General features: G+C 68.7%; 27 protein-coding genes. 14 read left to right on the top strand and 13 right to left on the bottom strand.

All coding sequences use genetic code 11. The features are described 5' to 3' along the window. Positions 1-97 precede the first annotated feature (97 nt). Together B1991_RS13690 and B1991_RS13685 are read right to left on the bottom strand one after the other, a co-directional pair. Positions 98-718 carry an NADPH-dependent FMN reductase gene (locus tag B1991_RS13690; protein WP_136259236.1) on the bottom strand — a complete coding sequence of 207 codons (621 nt, stop codon included), beginning with the start codon at positions 716-718 and terminating at the stop codon, positions 98-100. An 18-nt stretch (positions 719-736) separates the two neighbouring features. Beyond that, positions 737-1333, bottom strand: coding sequence for a LysE family translocator (locus B1991_RS13685; protein ID WP_136259235.1), 597 nt, complete (start codon positions 1331-1333; stop codon positions 737-739). Positions 1334-1421: 88 nt separating this feature from the next. On the opposite strand from B1991_RS13685, the gene B1991_RS13680 reads away from it, so the two are divergent. Next, entirely contained in the window at positions 1422-2321 is a 900-nt protein-coding gene (locus B1991_RS13680) for a LysR substrate-binding domain-containing protein (protein ID WP_136259234.1), read from the top strand. Here B1991_RS13680 and trxC read toward each other — a convergent pair whose 3' ends face one another. From trxC to B1991_RS13665, 3 genes are all read right to left on the bottom strand, one after another. Next, the gene (trxC, locus tag B1991_RS13675; RefSeq protein WP_136259233.1) at positions 2322-2765 is read right to left on the bottom strand and encodes a thioredoxin TrxC; all 444 of its coding nucleotides are present in this window, start codon (positions 2763-2765) and stop codon (positions 2322-2324) included. Between the two features lie 86 nt (positions 2766-2851). Next, on the bottom strand, positions 2852-3454 hold the full coding sequence (msrB, locus tag B1991_RS13670) for a peptide-methionine (R)-S-oxide reductase MsrB (RefSeq protein WP_136259232.1): 603 nt from the start codon (positions 3452-3454) through the stop codon (positions 2852-2854). Between the two features lie 43 nt (positions 3455-3497). Further along, positions 3498-5219: a cytochrome c biogenesis protein DipZ gene (locus B1991_RS13665; RefSeq protein ID WP_136259231.1), complete on the bottom strand. Its 1722-nt coding sequence runs from the start codon at positions 5217-5219 to the stop codon at positions 3498-3500. Positions 5220-5406: 187 nt separating this feature from the next. Here B1991_RS13665 and B1991_RS13660 point away from each other — a divergent pair, with 187 nt between their 5' ends. Both B1991_RS13660 and B1991_RS13655 read left to right on the top strand, forming a co-directional pair. Then, a complete protein-coding gene (locus tag B1991_RS13660) occupies positions 5407-6012 on the top strand; it encodes an RNA polymerase sigma factor (protein WP_168709651.1) in 606 nt (201 codons plus the stop codon). Then, positions 5999-6670, top strand: a complete 672-nt coding sequence (locus B1991_RS13655) for an NrsF family protein (protein ID WP_136259229.1) — start codon at positions 5999-6001, stop codon at positions 6668-6670. Before B1991_RS13660 ends, B1991_RS13655 begins: the two co-directional genes overlap by 14 nt. 196 nt (positions 6671-6866) lie before the next feature. Here the strand turns inward: B1991_RS13655 and B1991_RS13650 are convergent, their stop codons facing one another. Continuing rightward, complete coding sequence (locus tag B1991_RS13650) at positions 6867-7349, bottom strand: YajQ family cyclic di-GMP-binding protein (protein WP_136259228.1); 483 nt, start codon at positions 7347-7349, stop codon at positions 6867-6869. An 86-nt stretch (positions 7350-7435) separates the two neighbouring features. On the opposite strand from B1991_RS13650, the gene B1991_RS13645 reads away from it, so the two are divergent. The 3 genes from B1991_RS13645 (at position 7436) to B1991_RS13635 (ending at position 9710) form a co-directional block, all read left to right on the top strand. Continuing rightward, entirely contained in the window at positions 7436-8614 is a 1179-nt protein-coding gene (locus B1991_RS13645; RefSeq protein WP_246031173.1) for a BaiN/RdsA family NAD(P)/FAD-dependent oxidoreductase, read from the top strand. Between the two features lie 74 nt (positions 8615-8688). Next, positions 8689-9327 (top strand): peptidoglycan recognition protein family protein, encoded by a 639-nt coding sequence (locus B1991_RS13640; protein WP_136259226.1) that lies wholly within the window; start codon positions 8689-8691, stop codon positions 9325-9327. Continuing rightward, the gene (locus B1991_RS13635) at positions 9324-9710 is read left to right on the top strand and encodes a hypothetical protein (RefSeq protein WP_136259225.1); all 387 of its coding nucleotides are present in this window, start codon (positions 9324-9326) and stop codon (positions 9708-9710) included. Before B1991_RS13640 ends, B1991_RS13635 begins: the two co-directional genes overlap by 4 nt. A 13-nt stretch (positions 9711-9723) precedes the next feature. Here the strand turns inward: B1991_RS13635 and B1991_RS13630 are convergent, their stop codons facing one another. Both B1991_RS13630 and B1991_RS13625 read right to left on the bottom strand, forming a co-directional pair. Further along, positions 9724-10548: a C40 family peptidase gene (locus B1991_RS13630; RefSeq protein WP_136259224.1), complete on the bottom strand. Its 825-nt coding sequence runs from the start codon at positions 10546-10548 to the stop codon at positions 9724-9726. Between the two features lie 123 nt (positions 10549-10671). Further along, entirely contained in the window at positions 10672-11550 is an 879-nt protein-coding gene (locus B1991_RS13625; protein ID WP_136259223.1) for a PhzF family phenazine biosynthesis protein, read from the bottom strand. Positions 11551-11733: 183 nt separating this feature from the next. On the opposite strand from B1991_RS13625, the gene B1991_RS13620 reads away from it, so the two are divergent. Next, complete coding sequence (locus tag B1991_RS13620) at positions 11734-12336, top strand: rhomboid family intramembrane serine protease (protein ID WP_136259222.1); 603 nt, start codon at positions 11734-11736, stop codon at positions 12334-12336. A 90-nt stretch (positions 12337-12426) separates the two neighbouring features. On the opposite strand, the gene B1991_RS18700 is transcribed toward B1991_RS13620, so the two are convergent. Next, positions 12427-12981, bottom strand: coding sequence for a hypothetical protein (locus tag B1991_RS18700; protein ID WP_168709650.1), 555 nt, complete (start codon positions 12979-12981; stop codon positions 12427-12429). 106 nt (positions 12982-13087) lie between these two features. On the opposite strand from B1991_RS18700, the gene B1991_RS18695 reads away from it, so the two are divergent. The 3 genes from B1991_RS18695 to B1991_RS13605 all read left to right on the top strand — a co-directional run bounded on the left by B1991_RS18695 (position 13088) and on the right by B1991_RS13605 (position 14943). Further along, on the top strand, positions 13088-13276 hold the full coding sequence (locus B1991_RS18695) for a hypothetical protein (protein ID WP_168709649.1): 189 nt from the start codon (positions 13088-13090) through the stop codon (positions 13274-13276). Positions 13277-13376: 100 nt separating this feature from the next. Further along, on the top strand, positions 13377-13793 hold the full coding sequence (locus tag B1991_RS13610; protein ID WP_136259221.1) for a hypothetical protein: 417 nt from the start codon (positions 13377-13379) through the stop codon (positions 13791-13793). A gap of 100 nt (positions 13794-13893) precedes the next feature. Next, the gene (locus B1991_RS13605; RefSeq protein ID WP_136259244.1) at positions 13894-14943 is read left to right on the top strand and encodes an aminopeptidase; all 1050 of its coding nucleotides are present in this window, start codon (positions 13894-13896) and stop codon (positions 14941-14943) included. An 8-nt stretch (positions 14944-14951) separates the two neighbouring features. On the opposite strand, the gene B1991_RS13600 is transcribed toward B1991_RS13605, so the two are convergent. Next, complete coding sequence (locus B1991_RS13600) at positions 14952-15815, bottom strand: c-type cytochrome (RefSeq protein WP_425466696.1); 864 nt, start codon at positions 15813-15815, stop codon at positions 14952-14954. Between the two features lie 321 nt (positions 15816-16136). Between B1991_RS13600 and pncB the strand changes: the two genes are divergently transcribed. Then, a complete protein-coding gene (pncB, locus tag B1991_RS13595) occupies positions 16137-17321 on the top strand; it encodes a nicotinate phosphoribosyltransferase (protein WP_136259220.1) in 1185 nt (394 codons plus the stop codon). A gap of 3 nt (positions 17322-17324) precedes the next feature. On the opposite strand, the gene B1991_RS18690 is transcribed toward pncB, so the two are convergent. After that, positions 17325-17474, bottom strand: a complete 150-nt coding sequence (locus tag B1991_RS18690) for a hypothetical protein (protein WP_168709648.1) — start codon at positions 17472-17474, stop codon at positions 17325-17327. A gap of 69 nt (positions 17475-17543) precedes the next feature. Here B1991_RS18690 and B1991_RS13590 point away from each other — a divergent pair, with 69 nt between their 5' ends. Both B1991_RS13590 and B1991_RS13585 read left to right on the top strand, forming a co-directional pair. After that, entirely contained in the window at positions 17544-18029 is a 486-nt protein-coding gene (locus tag B1991_RS13590; RefSeq protein WP_136259219.1) for a glutathione peroxidase, read from the top strand. Between the two features lie 158 nt (positions 18030-18187). Further along, complete coding sequence (locus B1991_RS13585) at positions 18188-18670, top strand: FKBP-type peptidyl-prolyl cis-trans isomerase (protein WP_136259218.1); 483 nt, start codon at positions 18188-18190, stop codon at positions 18668-18670. A 56-nt stretch (positions 18671-18726) separates the two neighbouring features. Here B1991_RS13585 and B1991_RS13580 read toward each other — a convergent pair whose 3' ends face one another. Together B1991_RS13580 and B1991_RS13575 are read right to left on the bottom strand one after the other, a co-directional pair. Beyond that, positions 18727-19818 carry a phospholipase A gene (locus B1991_RS13580; RefSeq protein WP_136259217.1) on the bottom strand — a complete coding sequence of 364 codons (1092 nt, stop codon included), beginning with the start codon at positions 19816-19818 and terminating at the stop codon, positions 18727-18729. Between the two features lie 107 nt (positions 19819-19925). Beyond that, complete coding sequence (locus B1991_RS13575) at positions 19926-20276, bottom strand: hypothetical protein (RefSeq protein ID WP_136259216.1); 351 nt, start codon at positions 20274-20276, stop codon at positions 19926-19928. Positions 20277-20410: 134 nt separating this feature from the next. Here B1991_RS13575 and B1991_RS13570 point away from each other — a divergent pair. Next, the coding region (locus tag B1991_RS13570; protein WP_246031172.1) for a winged helix-turn-helix domain-containing protein at positions 20411-21457 on the top strand (1047 nt) is incomplete at its 3' end.

Here is a 21457-nt window from a genome sequence, read left to right as displayed (position 1 = left end):
CTTGCGCACAGGCGTCTCCTCGGGCGTAAAGAGTCAAGCCTAAACGCGTGGCGCACGTGCCGACTGTGCTGAAAGGCATGGGTGCCCGGTGCACGCCTCAGCCGATCAGGGCCGACGTCGCGTCCATCGCGGGCGCCGTCAGGCGCTCCATCCATGAATCGAACGCGAGCAGGAAAGACTGCAGCGACTGCAGCGTGGCCGTGTCGGTCAACCAGCCCTGCGCGTCGAAGCGCTCGGCGGCGCGGGCCACGAACAGGCTCGGCGCCGGCATCACCAGCGCCCCGCAGGTGTGCAGCACCTGCCGCAACGAGGCCTGCGCCAGCCGGGTCCCCCACGGGCCGCTGCTGGCGCCGAGCACGGCGACGGGCTTGCCGGCCAGCACCTCGCCGGCCGGGCTTTCGCGCGAGAGCCAGTCCAGCGCGTTCTTCAGCACGCCGGGGATGGCCTGGTTGTATTCGGGCGTGGCGATGATCAGGCCGTCGGCGGCGGCTGCCGCGGCGCGCAGCGCCTGCACGCCGGGCGGGCCGGCCGGATCGTGCGACTCCAGGTCTTCGTCGAACAGCGGCACGGCCGCCAGGGCGTCGCAGAGCTCCAACTGCAGGCCCGCCGGCGCCTGCGCGACGGCCGCGTGCAGCAGACGGCGGTTCCAGGAATGGCGGCGCAGGCTGCCGGGCAGGCAAAGCACGCGGCGGACGGGAGAGGATTGGAAGAGGGTCATCGCGGGTCTCCGGGTGGGTCAGGGTTCGATCAGCAGCAGCGCGGCGCAGGCGACCAGCAAGGCGCCGCTGACGATGTCCACGCCGCGCCGCGCGATCGGCCTGGCCAGCCAGCGCGCCAGCGACGCGCCGAGGCCGGCCCACAACAACAGGCACGGCGCCGGGATCAGCACGAACATCGCCACCAGCAGCAGGTAATCGTGCGTTCGCGTGGCCTGCATTGCGGCCAGCACGGTCAGCACCAGCAGCCAGCTTTTCGGATTGAGGAACTGGAAGCCGATCAGCCCCAGCGTGCCGGCGGGCAGGCGCGGCGCGGCCGTCGTGTCGGGACGTGGCCGGATGCCGGCCGCGCACAGCGATGCGCCCAGCCACGCCAGGTACAGCGCGCCGGCCAGGGCGGTCCCGTAGCGCAGCCACGGCAGCGCCGCAAAGGCGGTCGCCGTGCCCAGCGCCGTCACCGCCAGCAACAACAGGCCGCCGAGCACGATGCCGGCGATCATCGGCAGCGTGCGGCGCATGCCGACGGTGCCGGCCGCGCGCAGGATCACCAGATTGTTGGGGCCAGGCGTGATCGCGGCCACGCACAGCAGGCCGGCGGCGGCGAGCAGTTGTTCCATGGGTCGTGCTCCACAATGGTCGACTGCCACGCATGTTCGGCCATGCGGCTGGTCGGTGCTGATCGCGTTATGGTCTAGTATTGCGACCATGAACGAGCTGCCGCTGAATGCCCTGCGCGCGTTTGCCATGGTCTACGCGCATGGCGGTGTGCGCGCCGCCGCGCGCGAGCTTGGCCTGGCGCATTCCTCGGTGAGTCGACACCTGGCCGAACTGGATCGCTGGCTGGGCGTGCCGCTGTTGCGCGCCTCGGCCGGTCGCGGCGCGCTGGTGTTCACCCCGCAGGGTGAGGCGCTGGGGCGTGCCACCCTGGCCGGTCTGCGCGGCATCGAGCAGGCGGTGGCCGCTTTGCGCGAAACCCGGCCGGCGCACGCGGTGACGCTGTCCACCTCGCCGTCGTTCGCGATCCGCTGGCTGCTGCCGCGGTTGCCCGCGCTGGAAAAGGCGCATCCGAAGATCGAGCTGTCGGTGCAGGTCGAGCAACGGCTGGATGCGCTGGACGACGGCCGCGTCGACCTGGCGATCCGCATGGGCACGGGGCCGTGGCCGGACCTGCATGCCGAGGGATTGATGGACGATGCGCTGTATCCGGTGATGAGTCCGATGCTGTGGCAGACGTCCGGACGTCCATCCAAGCCGGCGCAACTGGCTGGCCTGCGCCTGCTGCACGACCGTGATCCGCAGGCGTCATGGGAAGCGTGGCGCAGCGTGCACGGACCGGCCAGGCTCTCGCTGCAAGGCGGTGCCCGCTACACCTCGTCCGACCTGGTGTTGCGTGCCGCGATGCAGGGGCAGGGCGTGGCGCTGGCGCGCCATCGACTGGCCGCGGACGACGTGGCGAACGGCAGCTTGCTGCGTCCGTTCGGCGAGCTCAGCGTGCCACTGGGAACCGCCTACTGGATCGTGCGACCGCCGGCGAAACCACGCGCTGCCGTGGCGGCAGTGATCGACTGGCTGCGCTGGCAGGCGGCGGGCACCGCCGCGCGCTGATCAGCCCCGCGCCAGCGCGCCCTCGACGAACTGCTGCAGCTGCGCCGCGTTCAGCGCACCGGATTGCCGCGCGATCTCGCGGCCCTGCCTGAACATGACCAGGGTGGGGATGCTGCGGATGTTGAAGCGCGCCGCGATCTGCGGTTGCGCCTCGGTGTCCAGCTTGGCCAGCCGCAGGCGCGGCTCGAACTTGCCGGCGGCCTGCACGAACACCGGCGCGAAGCCGACGCACGGTCCGCACCACGGTGCCCAGAAATCCACCAGCACCGGCAGGTCGCCGCGGCCGGCGATCGCGTCGAAGTTCGCGCTCGTGAGTTCCGGCGGATGCCCTTCGAACAAGCCCTGCTTGCAGCGGCCGCAGTTCGGATGCTCGGCGACACGCTCGGCAGGCACGCGGTTGAGCGCGCTGCAATGCGGGCAGGGGATGTTCAGTGCGGTGCTCATGACGGACTCCGGCAACGGGCGGGCGACGCCCTGCAGAGCAGATGGCGGCGCGCGCCGCGAAATCCAAGTCGGCCGCGGCTGGCGGTTCAGACCGTCCGGCGCGGCACGAAACGCAACGCCACCGAGTTCATGCAGTAGCGCAGGCCGGTCGGCCGCGGGCCATCGTTGAAGACGTGGCCGAGGTGGCTGTCGCAACCCTTGCAGCTGATCGCCGTGCGGATCATGCCGAACAGGTGGTCGGTCGTCTCGACCAGGTTGCGCCGCGCGATCGGCTGCCAGAAGCTGGGCCAGCCGGTGCCGGAGTCGAACTCGGTGGCGGCGTCGTACAGCGCCGTGCCGCAGGCGATGCAGCGGAACAGACCGGGCACGGCGGGGCGTTCATGCTCGCCACTGAATGCACGCTCGGTACCTGCGTGACGCATGATCTCGTACGACGCCGGCGACAGCCGCTGCCGCCACTGCGCGTCGCTCAGCACCAGCTTCGGTACCTCGCGCGCGCCGAGGTCTCGGCCCGCATCGTCGAAGATCTCGAGCAGCACGTTGCCGGCTTCGCCCACCGGCGTGTTGGCCGCCGCGTGCAGGCGCGGTACCAGCCATCCGCCGCCCACGGCCAGCAGGGCACCGCCGCCGAGCGCGGCGCGCAGGAAGCGGCGGCGATCCATCGCGAGGGTTTCATCGAGTCGTGACATGACGGCCTCCCGGGTTGCGGAATGGGTGGAATGGCGGATCGGATCAGCCGAAGGTGAACGCGTACGCATGCACGCCGGCATCAAGGAAGGTGATTTCAAACAGCCGCTCGCCGCTGCCGTTGGCCTGGCGTACCAGTTGATACAGGCGCTGGCTGGTGATGGTGCCGTTGCCGTCGGCATCGGTGTCCATGCCGTGGTCGGCGCCGGGCGGCTTGCCGTCGATGGTGACGCGGTAGCGGATCGGCTTGCCGTCGGCCGCCGGGCCGAGCACCAGGTGCAGGTCGCGGCCGCGGAAGCGGTAGACGATCGCGCCGCCGGCCTGTTCCAGTTGCGCGTTCTCGTCATGCACGGTCCAGCGGCCATCGAGCGACCACTGGTTGGCGGTCAGCGCGGAGGGCGCGCGGTAATCGTGCGGCTCGTCGCGCGCCACGCGGCCGCCGACGAAGTTCCTGGCGCGGGCGTAGCCGACATAGGTCTCGGGCGAGCGGGTGGGGTCGTTCGACGCCGCCGCCTCCACCCCGCGATGGTCGTCGCGCACGTAGCCGCCCGGCAGGTCCTTCTGGCCGGCCTCGGTCAGCAACTGACGGATCACGTCTTCGCTCTGCCGGTATTCGCCTTCGCCGAAGTGGTGGTGGCGGATCCGTCCCTGCGCGTCGATGAAGTAATGCGCCGGCCAGTATTCGTTGTTGAACCCTCTCCAGATCGCGTAGTCGTTGTCCAGAGCGACCGGGTAGTCGACGCCCAGGTCCTTCACCGCCTTGGCGACGTTGGCCGGGTTTTTCTCGAACGCGAACTCCGGCGCATGCACGCCGATCACCACCAGGCCGTGGTCCTTGTACTTGTCGGCCCAGCCGCGCACGTACGGCAGCGAGCGGAGGCAGTTGATGCAGGAGTAGGTCCAGAAATCGACGAGCACCACCTTGCCGCGCAGCGATTCGGTAGTCAGCGGCGGGCTGTTGAGCCACTGCGTGGCGCCGGCCAGCGACGGGAACGTGCCTTCCACCGGCAGCGGGTCGCCGGCCTTCAGCTGCGGCTGCGGCGCCGGCGCCGGACGCACGGCGTCGATCAGCTTCTGCTCGATGCCGCTGGTGCTGGCCAGCGAGACGCGGGTGAGCAGGCCGGTATCCAGGCCCAGCGCGATCGCGGCCACGCCGCACAGCACCAGCACGCCGAGCGCGCGACGCACCCATTCACCGGCGCCCAGCGAACGCTTCATCAGCGCGAACACCTTGCCGCCGATCAGCAGCGCCAGGCCGAGCGAGGTGGCCGCACCGGCGGCATAGGTGAGCAGCAGCAGGGTGGTCTGCACGCTGGCGCCGTTCAGCGCGGCACCGGTCAGCAGCAGGCCCAGGATCGGCCCCGCGCACGGCGCCCACAGCAGGCCGGTGGCCACGCCGAGGCCGGCTGCACCCCAGACCGAGTCGCCGTCCGCGGCCGAGCGCTGCGACAGCCGGTTGCCCAGCGCCACGAACGGGCGCGTGATCCACTCAGCCAGGTGGGTCGACAGCAGGGTCAGGCCGAGGAAGGCCAGCACCGCCATCGCCACCCAGCGGCCGTACTGGTTCGCGTGCACCGCCCAGCCGCCGCCGAGCGCGGCCAGCGTGGCGACCACGGCGAAGGTGATCGCCATGCCCAGCAGCATCGGGAAGCCGTTGCGCATGAACGGCCGGTCGGAGCGGGCGAACACGAACGGCAGCACCGGCAGGATGCACGGGCTGAGGATGGTCAGGACGCCGCCGAGATAGGCGAGGATCAACACGAGCATGGGATTCATCCGTGGGTGGTTGTGTGGCTATTCGCCATCGCGCGGTCGGCGGTTACATGACCGGCGCGAGGTAACGTCGGCGCGGGATGCGGCGAATACCCGACATGCCTCCCGTCGTGGAGCGGAGATGCCGCAAGCCTTGACCGCCACCGCCTTCATGGGTCTAGATAGTGGACTTTCCCGTGGGATGAGTCCCGTCCGGACCGTGCCAGCCGAATCCGCCGCCGTCAGCGCCAGCGAATCGCCCGATCGGCGGCGGTCGGCGTGGATGGCCGCTGCGCAGGCCGGCGACCGGCGTGCCTACGAAAAACTGCTGGCCGATTCGGTGGCGCTGATCCGCACTGTGGCACGCCGCCAGGGTGTGGCGCCCGATCATGTGGATGACGTGGTGCAGGAAACCCTGATCACCGTGCATCGCGTGCGCCAGACCTACGACCCCACCCGTTCCTACGACGCCTGGCTCGGCGCGATCGCCGCTCGCCGCGCGATCGACTCCCTGCGCAGCCGCGGCCGCCGCGACAGCCGCGAATTGCACGACGAATTCGCGCTCGACAATCATCCGGACCGCGACGACGCCAGCGCCGCCACCGAAAGCGAGCAGCGCGCGCAGCGGCTGCACGAGGCGATCGCCGAGTTGCCGCCCGGCCAGCGCGAGGCGGTGGAGCAACTGGGCCTGCGCGAGCGCTCGCTCAGCGAGGCGGCCGAGCTGACCGGGCGCAACTCCGGCGCGCTGAAAGTGAATCTGCATCGCGCGCTGAAGGCGCTGCGCGAGCGCTTCCATGGAGAACCCTGACGTGACGTCCGACCCGCGATCCCATGAGGCGCTGATCGACCGCCTCGGCACCGAGCTGGTGCCGGTGCGGCGGCTGCTGCCGCCATGGCTGCGCACCGCCGGCTGGCTGCTGCTGGTCGCGGCGCTGGCGGCCGGCTTGCTGATGCACTACGGCGCGGAACCGATGCTGCGCCGCTGGAGCGCCACGCCGGACCTGGCCTGGGCCGGCATGGGTGCCGTGATCACCGCGATCAGCGCAGCCTGGGCGGCGTTCGCGCTGGCCGTGCCGGGGCGGCGTGTCGCCTGGGCGTGGCTGCCGCTGCCCGGCGCCCTGCTGTGGATCGGTGCCAGCGGTCTCGGCTGCCTGCGCACATGGATCGCGCCGGGCACCGAAGTGGCCGGGCTGCATCAGACCGCCGACTGCCTGACCTTCATCATCGCCTTCTCGATCCCGCTCTCCGCGCTGCTGATCGTGCTGCTGCGCCGCGCCTGCCCGCTGCGGCCGGTACTCGCGGCGGTGCTGATCGGCCTGGCCAGCGCGGCGGCCTCGGCCAGCCTGCTGGAGATCTGCCACGCGTTCGATTCCGCCTCCACCGACCTGCTGACGCATGCGCTGGCGGTGGCCGTGGTGGTGGCCGTCAATGCCGCGATGGGTGGGCGGTTGTTGGGTAAGGCGTAGAGATTTGGGATTGGGGATTGGGGATTCGGCAAAAGCGTCGCACGCGCCGTGTAGGGCGGGCACTGCCCGCCAGCTTTCGCCTTGCGTCATGGCGACAAGAGCGGCGGGCATTGCCCGCCCTACGTCGGGATACAGGCCGTGGCTGACAGGCGATGCTTTGTTGCTTTTCCGAATCCCGAATCCCGAATCCCGGGCTTCAATCCCTGAAATTGTCGAACTGCAGCGGCAGTTCGACGTCGGCCTTGCGCAGCACCGCCATTGCGAGTTGCAGGTCGTCGCGCTTCTTGCCGCTGACGCGCAGCTTGTCGCCGTTGATCTGCGCCTCGACCTTGAGCTTGGCCGCCTTCAGCTCGGCCACCAGCTTCTTCGCCATCGGCTGCTCGATGCCCTGCTTGACGGTGATCTTCTGGCGCGAGCCGCCCAGGTTGGTTTCCGGCTCGCCGACGTCGAGTGCGCGCACGTCGATCTTTCGCGCGATCAGGCGCGCGCGCAGGATGTCCAGCATCTGCTGCAGCTGGAATTCGCTGGGCGCGTTCTGGGTGATCACGAAATCCTCCAGCGCGTACTTCGCGTCCACGCCCTTGAAGTCGAAGCGCGTGGTCAGTTCGCGGTTGGCCTGGTCGACGGCATTGGTCAGTTCGTGCTTGTCGACTTCGGAGATCACGTCGAAGGAAGGCATGGCAGGGCTCGGGTGGGGCGGGTCGTTCAGTGTAAGCGATGCTGTCAGGCGATAATGCGCGACCAGTTCGGCGGGAACCCGTATTCGTGAAAGTGGATGTGCTGATCATCGGCGCCGGCGCTGCCGGCCTGATGTGCGCGATCACCGCCGGCCAGCGTGGCCGACGCGTGCTGGTGGTCGATCACGCCAACAAGGTTGGCAAGAAGATCCTGATGTCCGGTGGCGGCCGCTGCAATTTCACCAACCTGGGCACGACCCCGGCCAATTACCTCTCGGCCAACCCGCATTTCGCCAAGTCCGCGCTGGCGCGCTATACGCCACGGGATTTCATCGCGCTGGTGGAGAAGCACCGCATCGCCTGGCACGAGAAGGAGCTGGGTCAGCTGTTCTGCGACGACTCCTCGAAGCAGATCGTGCGCATGCTGCTGGACGAGTGCGCCGCGGCCGGCGTCACGGTCGAGGCGAACTGCGCCGTGCAGCGCGTGCGCAAGACGGCGGAGGGCTTCAGCGTGCTCACCGCACGTGGCGAGGTGCATGCCGAGTCGCTGGTGGTGGCGTCGGGCGGGCTGTCGATTCCCAGCATGGGCGCCAGCGGCTTCGGTTACGAACTGGCGCGCCAGTTCGGCCATGCCGTGCTGCCCACGCGCGCGGGCCTGGTGCCGCTCACGCTGAGCGGCAAGCACCAGGAGCACTACGCGGATCTGGCCGGCGTGGCGTTGCCGATGGCGGAGGCTCGCATAGGCAAGCAGGGCTTTCGCGCCGGATTGCTGTTCACCCATCGCGGCCTCAGCGGCCCGGCGATCCTGCAGATCTCCTCGTACTGGCAGCCCGGTGACGACCTGCGTCTCGACCTGCTGCCGGACCTCGACCTTGGTGCGTACCTGGTCGGTCAACGCGCGGCGCGACCGCTGGCGGAACTGAAGACCGTGCTCGGCGAGGTGCTGCCGAAACGCCTCGCGCAGCGCCTGTGCGAGCAATGGCTCGGCAACCGCCCGATGCGCCAGTACCGCGAACCCGAACTGACGCAGATCGGCGCGCAGCTGGCCGCCTGGCCGATCACCGCCAGCGGCACGGAAGGCTACCGCACCGCCGAAGTCACCCTCGGCGGCGTCGACACCGACGGGCTGTCCTCCAGCACCATGCAATCGAAGCTCGTGCCGGGGCTGTACTTCGTCGGCGAGGTGGTCGACGTCACCGGCTGGCTCGGCGGCTACAACTTCCAGTGGGCGTGGGCGTCGGGGCGGGCGGCGGGCGAGTCGGCCTGATGGCGTTTTCTTGACGCCTCCGCCCGCGGGCTGCAGCATCGTGCGGCGGTGCATCTGCACGGGAGGGGCGGTCGATGGCCAAGCTGGACAAGGGCAAGCTCGTCGACCCGGCGATCGAGGTCAAACTGTATGCGTCGATCGAGCATGGCAGCCTGGACGCCGTCCACGCGATCGTGCTGCACCGGACCGATTCGTCCGATGCCACCAGCACGTTCAGTGCCTACGCCGGCGGCAAGCAGACCGGCGCGCACTTCCTGATCGACAAGGCCGGCAAGATCTGTCAGACCGCGCGCGTCGACCAGGTGTGCTGGCACGTGGGCGTGCTGCTGGCGCGTTGCCAGGTCGAGCACGGCTGCGATCCGCAGGAGCTGAAGACGATCGCCTCGCTGATGCATGCCAAGGGCGTGGGGTTCGGCACCCGCGCGAGGAACCTGTCGCGGCACGAAGTGGGCAAGGCCTATCCGTCGCGTTATCCCTCCAACCAGGACTCGCTGGGCATCGAGGTGGTGGGCATGTTCCAGCCGGCGCAGAAGGCGTTCGAGACGCCGACGCCGGAGCAGCTGAAGTCGCTGAAATACCTGGTGGATATCCTGGTCGGCCAGTTCAGCCTGAATCTGCTGAGCGACGTCTATGCGCATGGCGCGATTGCACGCAAGGAAGTCACCGAGGGCGCCCAGCTGCTGCAGGCGCTGACCACGGGAGGCAAACCGTGAACAGGGCGTTCGGACTGGTGTGGCTGTGCGTGGCGTTGACGGCGTGTGCGTCGGTGCGCGGTGGCGATGTCATCGAAGTGGTGTCGCTGCAGCGGCACCTCGACACCACGCGCGCCGATGCCGACATCTGCAGTGAATTGACGCTCGATCGTGCCGGTGTATCGCGTTACTTCGCATTGGCCGAGTTGGTCGATGCGGCCACGTTCGATGCCGAGGCGATCATCATGCCGTGCAGCTACCGCGGCACCCTGCGTCGCGCGGGGAAGCTCTACCAGTGGGAGATTTTCGCCGGCGGCGCGGCTTATCTGTATGACGGCGCGGCGACCAACCAGCGCTATCTGTGTCGCGAGTCGTGCCTGGCGGCGCTGCCGAACCTGCGCTGAGCCGCGCGCCGATTCAGCCTGATGCCTGCGCCGACCCCGTGGACGGCGACGCATCGGCAGGTACCAGGTCGTCCGGCGTCAGGGTCGCCCAGTTCAGATGGTGCGGGTTGAAGCCGCGTTCGATCATCGGCTTGATGATGCGGAAGTAGGGCGAGATGTCGAAGTCGCGTGGCGTGAACAGCCTGGAGCTGCGGATGTGCAGGATCTCCCGGCGCGCGCGCTGGGCGCCGCGCAATTGGCGGTAGTCGCGCTCCAGCATCGGCAGGATCGGATAACGCACGCTCTGGAAGGCCGCCGCGATCAGCGACGAGCAGATCGCCCGGGTCGGCTCGCCGCTGCCCAGCGCCAGCAGGCGTCGGCGCCAGCGTCCGGGCACCGGCGGCGTCGGCAGCAGGTAGCGCATCAGGTCGATCACGTTGCGCATGTCGTAGAGCTGGCCGAGGCGACGCGCGGCGTGTTCAATCACCTGCTCGATCTCGCCCGCGTGCAGCCCGACCGGGCGGCAGATGCGCGTGTGCGCCCCGCGATATGCCTCCAGCGGCAGCGCACGCACGCCCTCCACCACGTCGGCTTCGATCAGCACGTGCGCGCCAAGGGCGGGGAAGCGGTCGTGCAGGGCGTCGCCCACGTACAGCGCCGCATGCGACCAGCTCGACTGGGTGACGTACTTGATCGCGGTGCCGATGCGGCTGCTGCCGTCCACCAGCAGCACGTCGGCCGGCTGCAGCGATGCCTCCAGCATGTCGTAGCGCGAGGTGCCGAAATGCATGTCGCCGACGCGCGGCTTCGACAGGTAACGGGCCAGGGCGCGGCCCAGCCTGTGCAAGGGATGGAACACGATCGTGCGCTCCCGGCGTTCGCAGGTGCAACGAGCTTAAGCCGTGGGCGCGTGCGTGTCAGCGCTTGGGGGAAAAGGCGCGGTCCATGGTTTTCTTCCCGGGCATCGATGTGTCGGAAAAACTCACGCTGACCAGGCCAGGCTGCCGTCGACGACGGTGTGGCTGCGCCCGCCGACCCAGATTGCGTCGTGGTCGATGTGCACCATCAGTTGTGCATCGTGGCCGATCTCGCGGCCCTGGCTGACCCGGTAACCGCGGGCCAGCGGGCCGTGCGGTTCGGCGTGCGCGATCCACGCGGCGATCAGGCCGTTGGCGGCGCCGGAGGCGGGATCCTCGACGATGCCCACACCGGCGGGGAAGGCGCGCACGACCAGTCGGGGCTGATCCGATGCCACGCGGGCGAAGGCGCACAGCCCCATGCTGCTGCTGGCGCGGGCCAGCGCGAGGATGGCCGCGTGGTCGGGTTGCCAGGCGCGCAGGCTGGCTTCGTCGGCGACCTCGGCCAGCCACCAGCGTCGGCCGCCGTCGACCAGCGCCGGCGGCAGCGCGCCATCGGTCACGCCATGCAGCGCCGCGGGCAGCAACGGATCGGCCTCGCGGCCGGTCGCCAGCACGCGTTCGCCCGGCGAGCGCAGCAGTAGTTCGCGTGTCGCGCCCGTGCCTTCGACCCGGATCGGCAACACGCCGGCGCCGCACTCCTGCCACAGCAGTCCGTTGCGCGGCGTGGCCAGGCCCGCTTCCAGCGCCGCGTGGGCGCTGCCGATGCTGGGGTGGCCGGCAAACGGAATCTCGTCGTGTGGCGTGAAGATGCGCACCCGGTAACTCGCCCGGGGATCGGTCGGCGGCAGCAGGAAGGTGGTTTCCACCAGCGCCGTCCAGCGCGCAAAACGCTGCATCGCTGCGCTGTCCCAGTCGTCCGCGCCGATCACCACGCCCAGGTGGTTGCCGCCGCCGAGGGTGGCCGCAAAGACGTCCAGATGCAGGTATCGGAGCGGGCTCATGTGTTTCGTCCGACCGCGGGCGCGGTGCAAAACGGCAGATGATAGAGGGGCGGCTGCGGCAGCGACACTGCCGTTTTCGCATAAGCCGCACCGCGCCGGGCATATAAGCCCGCTTCCTCCAGTCGAGTCGACAAGCCCGGGGCGACGCGCCAAGATGCCGACCTTTGCGTCACGGAACCGTCCATGCCGATCACCCTGGCCATCATTGCGATCACCTGCGTCGTCTCGTTCATGGCGTTCAGGAACGCGCGGCTGATGAACGACCTGATCCTGTGGCCGCCGGCAATCACCCGTCAGCGCGAGTACCACCGGCTGGTGACCTACGGCGTGGTGCACGCGGATGTCGGCCACCTGCTGTTCAACATGTTCACGCTGTTCTTCTTCGGCCGCGCGATGGAGCCGTTCTACACCGGCATGCTCGGTACGCTGGGCTTTGCGCTGTTCTACATCGGCGGGCTGGTGGTCTCGATCCTGCCGACCTGGCTGAAGAACCGGGACAACCCGGACTACCGCAGCCTGGGTGCGTCGGGTGCGGTGTCCGCAGTGCTGTTCGCCTACATCCTGATCGCGCCGTGGCAGCAGATCATCGTGCTGGTGATCCCGATGCCGGCGATCGTCTACGCGGTGTTGTACACGGCCTATTCGATCTACATGGACCGACGGGGGCAGGGCAACGTCAACCACAGCGCGCATCTGTGGGGCGCGGCCTATGGCGTGCTGTTCACCATCGTGATCAATCATCGCGTGCTGCCGCATTTTCTGGATGCGTTGATGCATCCGGGCTGAGAGCGGGTTTCGTCGACCGGCGTGCAGATGAACGTTTCTTGCGCTGCGTAATGCCGTCGCGCGCCGATACGCGCATACTGGCCGCGTTGCTCACCGCTCACCGCAGGAGAACGAACGCATGGCAATGACCCGCAAGTCGGCAGCGAAGACGTCCGCGGCAAGAAAGGCATCGGCAAAAAAGTCCAGCGGAGCAAAGGCCGCCACCCGGAAGGCCCCCGTGAAGAAGGCTCCGGCGAAGAAGGCCGCCACGAAGAAGGCTTCCGCACGGAAGTCCCCGGCGAAGAAATCCGTCACGAAAAAGTCCGTCGCGAAGAAATCCGCGGTGAAGAAGGCTGCGGTGAAGAAGGCCGCGGTCAGGAAGCCGGTCGCCGCCAAGCGGGTGGCCAGCAAGCGCACCGCGAAGAAGGTCGCGAGCAAACGGCCGGCGACGAAGAAGGTCGTCGCCCGCAAGGCTGCGCCGAAGAAGGCAGCGAACAAGTCGCGCGCCCGCACCGCGACGGCGCCGCGCAAGGCCGCGGCACCGAAGAAGGCCGTCGCGCGCAAGGCAGCACCGCGCAAGTCCGCCACCCGCAAGGCGGCTCCGGCAAAAGCCGTGGCCAAGGCGACACCCGCGAAGAAACCCGTCACGCGGAAGCCGGCAACCACGCGGCCAGTCGCCGCCGGCAGCGCGGGCCGTGCGTCAACCGGGCCTTCCGCGCGTCCGTCTGCCGCCGGCCAGCGACCCGTCGCGCACATCAGTCCGGAAGAGGCCGTGGCGCATATCCAGGCCCTGCTCGATGCCAAGCATGAGCGGGACCAGCGCGAACCATCCTGGCCGGGCGCCAACCCGTCGCCAGCGACGTCGAACGCGGCAGAGATGCACGCGCCGGTGACCGGAGCGGGTGGCGATGCCCCTGTGACGGCTTCGCCGCGCGACGACCTGGGCAAGCGCAAAGGCTGAAACCCCACGGCGCCGCCGCCGTGGGGCGCCGGCGTCGCTCAGGGAGAGTTCAAGCGGCGTGGTCCAGCGTAGGGCTGGTGAATCACCGCGGAGGTGAACCATGAAACGACAGCTCGCTTGCATTGGATTGATGGTGGCAGTGGCGGCGCTGTCCGGTTGCTACTACGACCCCGGCTACACCTATGTGCGTGGCGGCGGGTCGGCGGGTGACGCCTATTACGGCAGCGGCACGACTTACTACGGCTCGCCTTACGACAGTTACTACGGGCCGGCCTATTACGGTGGTTATTACGGCGGCTACTACGGTTGCTGCTACTCGCCTGGGGTGAGCATCGGCATCAGCTCGCACTGGTACGGCGGTTCGCGCTACCCGCGTTATCACGGTCGCGACTACGGGCGCGACTATCGCCACCGCGGCGACGACCGCGGTCATTACCGCAATGATGGCCGCTCCGGGCATCGCGACTCGCAGCGTGGCGGACGCGATTCGCGCGACCGCGGCGACCGCCGCCATTGACCTCCGCCGCGCCCGCTAGCACCGGGCGTTCAGGCACAATCGGCGGATGCCTTCGCGATCATCACGTGCATCCGCCGTGGTATTCCGGTTTGCCCTCCTGATGGTGGCGGGATTCACCCTGTCCGCCTGCACCAGCGTGCGCTACTACGCGCAGGCGGCGCGCGGGCAAGCCGAACTGGTCGTGCATCGCCACCCGATCGAGCGTGTGCTCGCCAACCCGCACACAGATCCGCAGCTGGCCGCGCGCCTGCGTCTGGCGCTGCAGGCGCGCCGGTTCGCTTCGCGTGAACTCGGCCTGCCCGACAACCGCAGCTATACCGGTTACGTGTCGCTGGATCGCGACTACGTGGTGTGGAACGTGTTTGCCGCGCCGCGCTACTCGGTGCAGGCAGTGCCGCAATGCTTTCCGATCGCCGGTTGCGTGGCGTACCGGGGCTGGTTCAGCGAGCAGGCGGCGCAGGCCGATGCCGCGCGCTGGAGTAGCCGTGGCGACGATGTGTGGATCGGTGGCGTGCCGGCGTATTCGACGCTGGGCTGGTTTGCCGATCCGGTGTTGTCCAGCATGCTGCGCTGGGACGACGACGAACTGGCCGGCACGATCTTCCACGAGCTGGCGCACCAGCTGATCTACGTGAAGAGCGACAGCGCGTTCAACGAATCCTTCGCCAGCTTCGTGCAGCGCCAGGGCCTGCGCGAATGGCGTGCCTCGCGCGGCTTGCCGCCGGTTGAAGGCCACGATGACGCGATCGCCGAGGGCTTCACCCGGCTGGTGCTGGATCTGCGCGAGCGCCTGAAGGTGTTGTATGCCAGCGGCGTCGACGCCGAGGCGATGGAAGCCGGCAAGCTGGGCGAGATCGCTGCGTTCCGCCGGCGCTACGCGCAGTGGCGCGACCGCCACTGGCCGGACGACCATCGCTACGATGCGTGGGTGGCGCAACCGATCAACAATGCCCGGCTGTTGCCGTTCGGCTTGTATGACCGCTGGGTGCCCGCCTTTGGCATGCTGTTCCAGCGCTCGGGGCAGCGCTGGTCCGCGTTCTACGCCGAAGTCCGCACGCTGGCACGGGAACCCCGGCAGCGCCGCGACCACGAGCTGGAAACATTGATGCCGCCGACGCACGGGGGCGACGCGGAAGCCGCATCACCCTGAGCAGGCCCTCAGGGGTCGCCGCCCGGCGCCACCTTTCGCCCCGCCATGTGGCGCAGGTAGGCGAGCAGGTCGTCGAGGTCGGCGTCGGAGAGGGCGCGGGTGTCGAAGCCGGGCATCTTCGCCTGCGGCCAGCGGCGCAGCGACTGCGGATTGCGGATGTAGCCGCGCAGCAGATCGGCACGCAGGTACTCGGTGGGGTTGTGCGGGATGTTGAGATCCGGCCCCAGCCGGGCGTCGCCGACGCCGTTGAGGGTATGGCAGGCGAAGCAGGTGCGCTGGAACACGGCCAGCCCCCGCCGTACGGCGCTGTCCGCCGGCGTTGCCGGATCCGGCAGGATGGCCGGGAACCGCGCGGCCACGCTGTCGGCGCGGCGGATCCTGGCCAGCTGGTACGGCCATTGTTCCGGCCCCACGCCCGTCACGCGCGGCTGCGTCCACACGACATAGAACGGGCCGGCGTGGCCGTGGCCACCGGGCAGGGTCGGCCACGGCCGGGCCGGGTCCTCGATCGCCAGCCAGGCGACGCTGCCGCTCCGGTTGAGGATCAGCGTGGCCGGGATCTCGGCGACGAAACCGTCCGTCGCGACAAATTGCAGGTGATCGCCGGCGCCGATGCCGGGCAGCAGGTTGGCCAGCGGCACGGCGCGGTAGTGCCGGGTGCGCTTGAACGCCACGTCGCCGAGCACGGTGATGGTGCGCGCATCCGGGCGCGCCAGCAGGGTGGCAGTGCTCCAGCGGGTGGCGCCGTGGCCCAGGTCGATGCGGAGTTCGGCGGCTTGCACGCATCGGCTGCTGCCGAGAAGGGCCAGCGCGATCGAAAGCAAGGCGGCGATCCGCATCGTCCGGGGGGCGTCGATCGAGGTTCCGCGCATGGGGTTCTCCGTGGTGGCCCAGTGTAGGGCCCAGCCTCGGCGCGGGGCAGGGTTGCGCACCTGTCGCGGCGCTGAACAGCGGCGGGCCTGCACGTTGAACTCACGCAGCGGCGTCCACACTAAGCCCGTGTATCGCCGTGACGGCGACAAGAAGCGGGGCAACGCATCGCCCTGCTGAGGGGCCGGCCTTACCTCCCCTGGAGGCCGCCTGACAAACCCCATCGGTCCTCCCCTGGCCGATGGGGTTTTATTTTGCCCGGCGTCGGCGCCCGACCGTGGATAATGGCCGGTGTTGCCGTTTCCTCCTGCCCTGGGCGCCTGATGGTCATTGAATCGCTGCTCGACACCGACCTGTACAAGTTCTCGATGATGCAGGTGGTGTTGCACCAGTATCCTGCGGCCGAGGTGGAATATCGCTTCAAGTGCCGCACGCCGGGCATCGACCTGGTGCCGTGCATCGAGGAGATCCGCGCCGAACTGACCGCGCTGTGCGGCCTGCGCTTTCGTGCCGACGAACTGGATTACCTGCGCGGCTGGCGCTTCATCAAGAGCGATTTCGTCGATTTCCTGGGCCTGTTCCAGCTCAACGAGAAGTACGTGGAGATCGCACCATCGCCCGACGTGCCGGGCGAGATCGAGATCCGCATCCGCGGGCCGTGGCTGCACACCATCATGTTCGAGGTGCCGCTGCTGGCGATCGTCAACGAGGTGTATTTCCGCCGCACCAGCGCCGGGCTGGACCTGGCCGAAGGGCGTCGGCGCCTGCACGACAAGATCGCCATGCTGCGCGATGCACCGGATTACACGCTCTGCCGCATCGCCGATTACGGCACCCGCCGGCGGTATTCGCGGCGCTGGCAGCAGGAGGTGGTCACCACCTTGCGCGACGAACTGGGCGCGCAGCTGGCCGGCACAAGCAATGTATGGCTGGCGCGCGAGCTGGGTCTGACCCCGCTGGGTACGCTGGCGCACGAATACCTGCAGGCGCACCAGGCGCTGGGGCCGCGACTGCGCGATTCGCAGGTGGCGGCGCTGGAAGCGTGGGCGAAGGAGTATCGCGGCGATCTGGGCATCGCGTTGTCCGACGTCTACGGACTCGATGCCTTCCTGCGCGATTTCGACATGTACTTCTGCAAGTTGTTCGACGGCACCCGCCACGATTCTGGCGATCCGTTCGCCTGGGGCGAGAAGGTGCTGGCGCACTACCGCGACAACCGCGTCGACCCGCGCAACAAGGTGCTGGTGTTCAGCGACGGGCTGGACATCCCGCGCGTGATGCAGCTCTACGCGCATTTCCGCGGCCGCTGCCAGCTCGCCTTTGGCGTGGGCACCAACCTCACCAACGACGTGGGGCCGGCGCCGATCAACATCGTGATCAAGATGATCCGCTGCAACGGCCAGCCGGTGGCCAAGCTCAGCGATTCCCCCGGCAAGAACATGTGCGAGGACCCGGCCTACGTGGCCTACTTGCGCCAGGTGTTCGAGATTCCCGCCACGCAGGGGTGACGATTACCGGTCGTCCGGCGCGCGGCCGAACACGCCGGCGAGCAGCAGCAGTGACAGCAGCACGAGGGCGAGATGGAGCACGGCGAATCCGGCATGACGGGACGCCTTGACGGTAGCCGCGCGCACCAGCGGCGCCAAAGGAGCGTGCCGCATATGGATATGCCGGAGCGCGCGTCGATGGCGTACGCTGGCGGGACACCCGCCGCAGTTTCGGAGCAAGCCATGACCAGCATCCACGATTTCACCGTGACCGACATCGACGGCAAGCCGCGCTCGCTGGGCGAATGGCGCGGCAAGACCTTGCTGGTGGTCAACGTCGCCTCGCAGTGCGGATTCACGCCCCAGTACGAGGGCCTGGAGGCGTTGTGGCGGGAGCAGCGCGATCTGGGCCTGGTGGTGCTGGGGTTTCCGTGCGACCAGTTCGGCCATCAGGAGCCCGGCAGCGAAGCGGAGATCAAGGATTTCTGCAGCACCCGCTTCGACGTGACCTTCCCGATGTTTGCCAAGATCGAGGTGAACGGCGAGCACGCCGCGCCGCTGTACCAGTGGCTGAAGAGCGAGGGCAAGGGCATCCTCGGCAGCGAGGCGATCAAGTGGAACTTCACCAAGTTCCTGGTCGATGGCGACGGCCAGGTGGTCAGGCGCTACGCGCCCACCGACACGCCGCAGAAGATCGGCCGCGACACGCGGGCCCGCTTGCAGAAGTGAACCATCAACGTGGTATGGCGCTCGCTGCGGCCTGAATCGAGCCGGTTGACGGCGCCCGGGATGCCGTTTTGCGCAGGTCGTGCACGCCGGGTCTGATAGGCTTTGCCTCTTTGCCGACCGCGGTCGGCCCCCCATGACCCCCCGAGCGAGACCAGATGATGCAGATTGCCCGAGATTCCGTTGCCGCCTTCCACTACACCCTCACCGACGACCAGAACCAGATCATCGACAGCTCTGCCGGTCGTGATCCGCTGACCTACCTGCACGGTGGCGGCCAGATCGTGCCGGGCCTGGAGAAGCAGTTGGAAGGTCGCTCGGCGGGCGACAAGTTCACCGCCGACGTGGCTCCGGAAGAGGGCTACGGCGTGCACCATCCCGAGCTGATGCAGGAAGTGCCGCGCTCGGCCTTCCAGGGCGTGGAGGACATCCAGCCTGGCATGCAGTTCCAGGGTCGCGGCCCGCAGGGCGAGATCAACGTCACCGTCACCCGCGTCGAGGACGACAAGGTCTTCATCGACGGCAACCACCCGCTGGCCGGCAAGACCCTGCACTTCGCCATCGAAGTCACCGACGTGCGCGCTGCCAGCGAGGAAGAACTGGCGCACGGCCACGTGCACGGTGCGGGCGGCCACCACCACTGAGCTGGGACGCCGGCGTTGCCTGCGAGCCGTGAGGTTCGCCGGCAACGCGACGCAGGTCAGTACCAGTCGAGCAGCGACACGCCCACGCCGAGGTAGGTGGCGTTGTGGTTGTAGTCGATCAGGCTCTCGCCGTAGCCCTTGAACAGTTCCGCGTAGCCGCGCAGGTTGCCGGCGATCGGGAAGCTCCAGCCGAAGCGCAACGATCCGTGCTGGCGGCTGCCGCCGCGGAAGGAGTCACGCAGGGTCAGCCCGAACTCCTGGCTGTTCCACTCGTGCACGATCTCCACCTCGCCCCGACCCACGTAATCGCTGATGTCGGGGTTGTCGTCGATGCTTCGCGATTCGGGGATGCGCCACCATGGCCGGATCATCACCGTCCAGTTCTCGCGTTCGAAGCCGACATTGGCGATCAGCCGGTTCCAGCTGCGCGACAGCGGCAGCCCGCGGCCGTTGGACTGGTGGTTGAAGCCGATGCCGAGCAGGCGCCCCTCCCAGCCCAGCACGTGGTAGCTGGTGTCGAACATCAGCATCGCCTCGGGCTCGTAGTCGGTCTCGCGGAACGGGCGCGACAGCGTGGAGTTGTAGACCTGCCAGCGCGACGACTGGGTGTAGCCCACCCACAAGTCGCCGGCGTCGCCGAACACGCCCTGCCAGATCTTGGCCTTGAGGCTCAGCTGGAACTTCGCCTCGATGTTGTCCAGCCGCTCGCTGCCGGCGGCGTCGTTGTCGGGGTTGGGGCTGTTCGGCTGGTTGTTCTGGTTGCTGCTGGCGAAGATGGGCAGCACGTAGACCGGCTTGTAGCCGCGTACGTTGAAGGTGCCCAGCTTGCTTTCCGGCGCGAGCTCCCAGCGGCTGTCCAGCAGCGACAGCGGCACCGCCACCTCGCTGTTGCCGGCGCCTGAATCGGCGGGAACACCGGGACGATCGTGGCCGAACACGTCGCCGGTCTCGTCAGCCTGCACTTGCCGTTTCTGCGCCACCGGCAGGTTGACCCGGCCGGTGGCCTGGTCGTAGCAGGCCAGCCGCTGCGCGTCGCTCTCGATCGCGGTGCAGCCGCGGATGTCCATCGGGTCCGGATTCTGCGCGTGCGCGTTGGCGGCGACCGCGCAGGCCCACGCCACACAGGCCAGGGCGAGCGGTAGTCTCATGGATGTCCTTCCGGTGCGGGACGGCCGCGATGCCGGCCGTCGATACAGGCCGGCAATTTTATCCGAAGCCCGTGAACGCACGATTCACGGGTGTCGCCGCACACGCTTCAACGCAGCTGCTTCACCCAGCGCGCGTATTCCGCCTCGCTGATCTTGCCGTTCTTGTTGCTGTCCGCGTTGAGGAAGTCGTTGGCCAGCGGGGCGTACGCCGAGGCCTGCTCCTCCGTGATGCTCTTGCCGCCTGCCGCCAGCTGCTGGAACGAGGGCGGCGGCGCGATCGTCGGTGCCGGCGCCGGTGTGCTGTTGATCACGACCTCGCCCTGTGGCGTGTTGAACGTGGCGGTGCCGGTGGCGGTCGCGGAAGCTGCCGGGGCGGGGTTGTCCTGCGCCAGGCATGCGCCGGCAGACAACAGGCCGGCGGTCAGCAGGGCGCCATACAGGGGGATGCGCAGGCTCATGATGAAATACTCCATGCCAGAATGGGCGTTCGAAAAGCGGGTCCGACCGTGGCGGAACTCGCACCGAAACTAGCAAGGGATGTGTATATGTCCGCTCAAGATCGTCGGTCGATGCGGGTGAAGGCGACGCACCGTTGAGCAGGGATTCAGCTGTATCCCCGCTCAGCCTCGGCCAGGCGCGCCTGTTGCAGCTGGCCGCGCAAGGCCTGCTGCAACCGCCGCAGCGCCGCGCCAGGCGTGCCGATGTGGTGGCTGCCATCGGGCGCATGGGCGTGCTGCAGATCGACACCATCCATGTGGTGGCGCGCAGCCCGTATCTGGTACTGCACGCGCGCCTGGGCGATTACCCGATGGCATGGCTGGACGAGGCGCTGGCAGAAGGCAAGCTGGCCGAGACCTGGGTGCACGAGGCCTGCTTCGTCAGCGCCGCCGACCTGCCGTGGCACCGCGCGTGGCTGGCCCGGCGCGACAACCACTGGGCGCACCGGCACGCGACGCGCATGCATCGCGAGCAACGCGACGGCATGGACGACCTGCTTGCCCGGATTCGCGCCGATGGTCCGGTGCGCGCCGCGGATTTTCCCCGCGGGCAGGGCGCGGCCAGCTCCGGCTGGTGGGAGTGGAAACCCGAGAAGCGCTGGCTGGAGGCGTGGTTTGCGTTGGGCGAATTGATGGTGCTGCGACGCGAACGCTTCCAGCGCGTGTACGAGTTGAGCGAACGGGTGCTGGCGCGGCTCGATCCGCCGCCGGACCCGCGCGTGGCGGCGTATCCGGCTGACGAACTGCGCCGCCGTTTCATCCTCGACAGCGTGCGTGCACTGGGTGTGGTTCCGGCCGAGTGGATCGCTGACTACCACCGTCTGAAGCCGCGGGTCGCCGCGGCCGAGCTGGCGCCGCTGCTGGCCAGCGGCGAGTTGCTGGCGGTGACGGTGCCGGGCTGGGCGGCTCCGGGTTACGTGCACAGGGACCACGCCGGCTTGCTGGAACGGGCCTTGCGCGGACGGTTGCGCGCCACGCATACGGCGCTGCTGTCGCCGTTCGATCCGCTGGTATGGGATCGCACACGGCTGCGCGCGATGTTCGATTTCGACTACAGCCTGGAATGCTACACGCCGGCCGCGATGCAGGATCGGCAGCGCGAAATAGCCGTAGCGTCGCCGCGCGGCCGGCGTGTAGCATTC

The organism is Rhodanobacter lindaniclasticus, from assembly GCF_004799035.1.
GTDB classification, from domain to species: domain Bacteria; phylum Pseudomonadota; class Gammaproteobacteria; order Xanthomonadales; family Rhodanobacteraceae; genus Rhodanobacter; species Rhodanobacter lindaniclasticus.
This window is presented reverse-complemented; position numbering and strand designations above follow the sequence as displayed.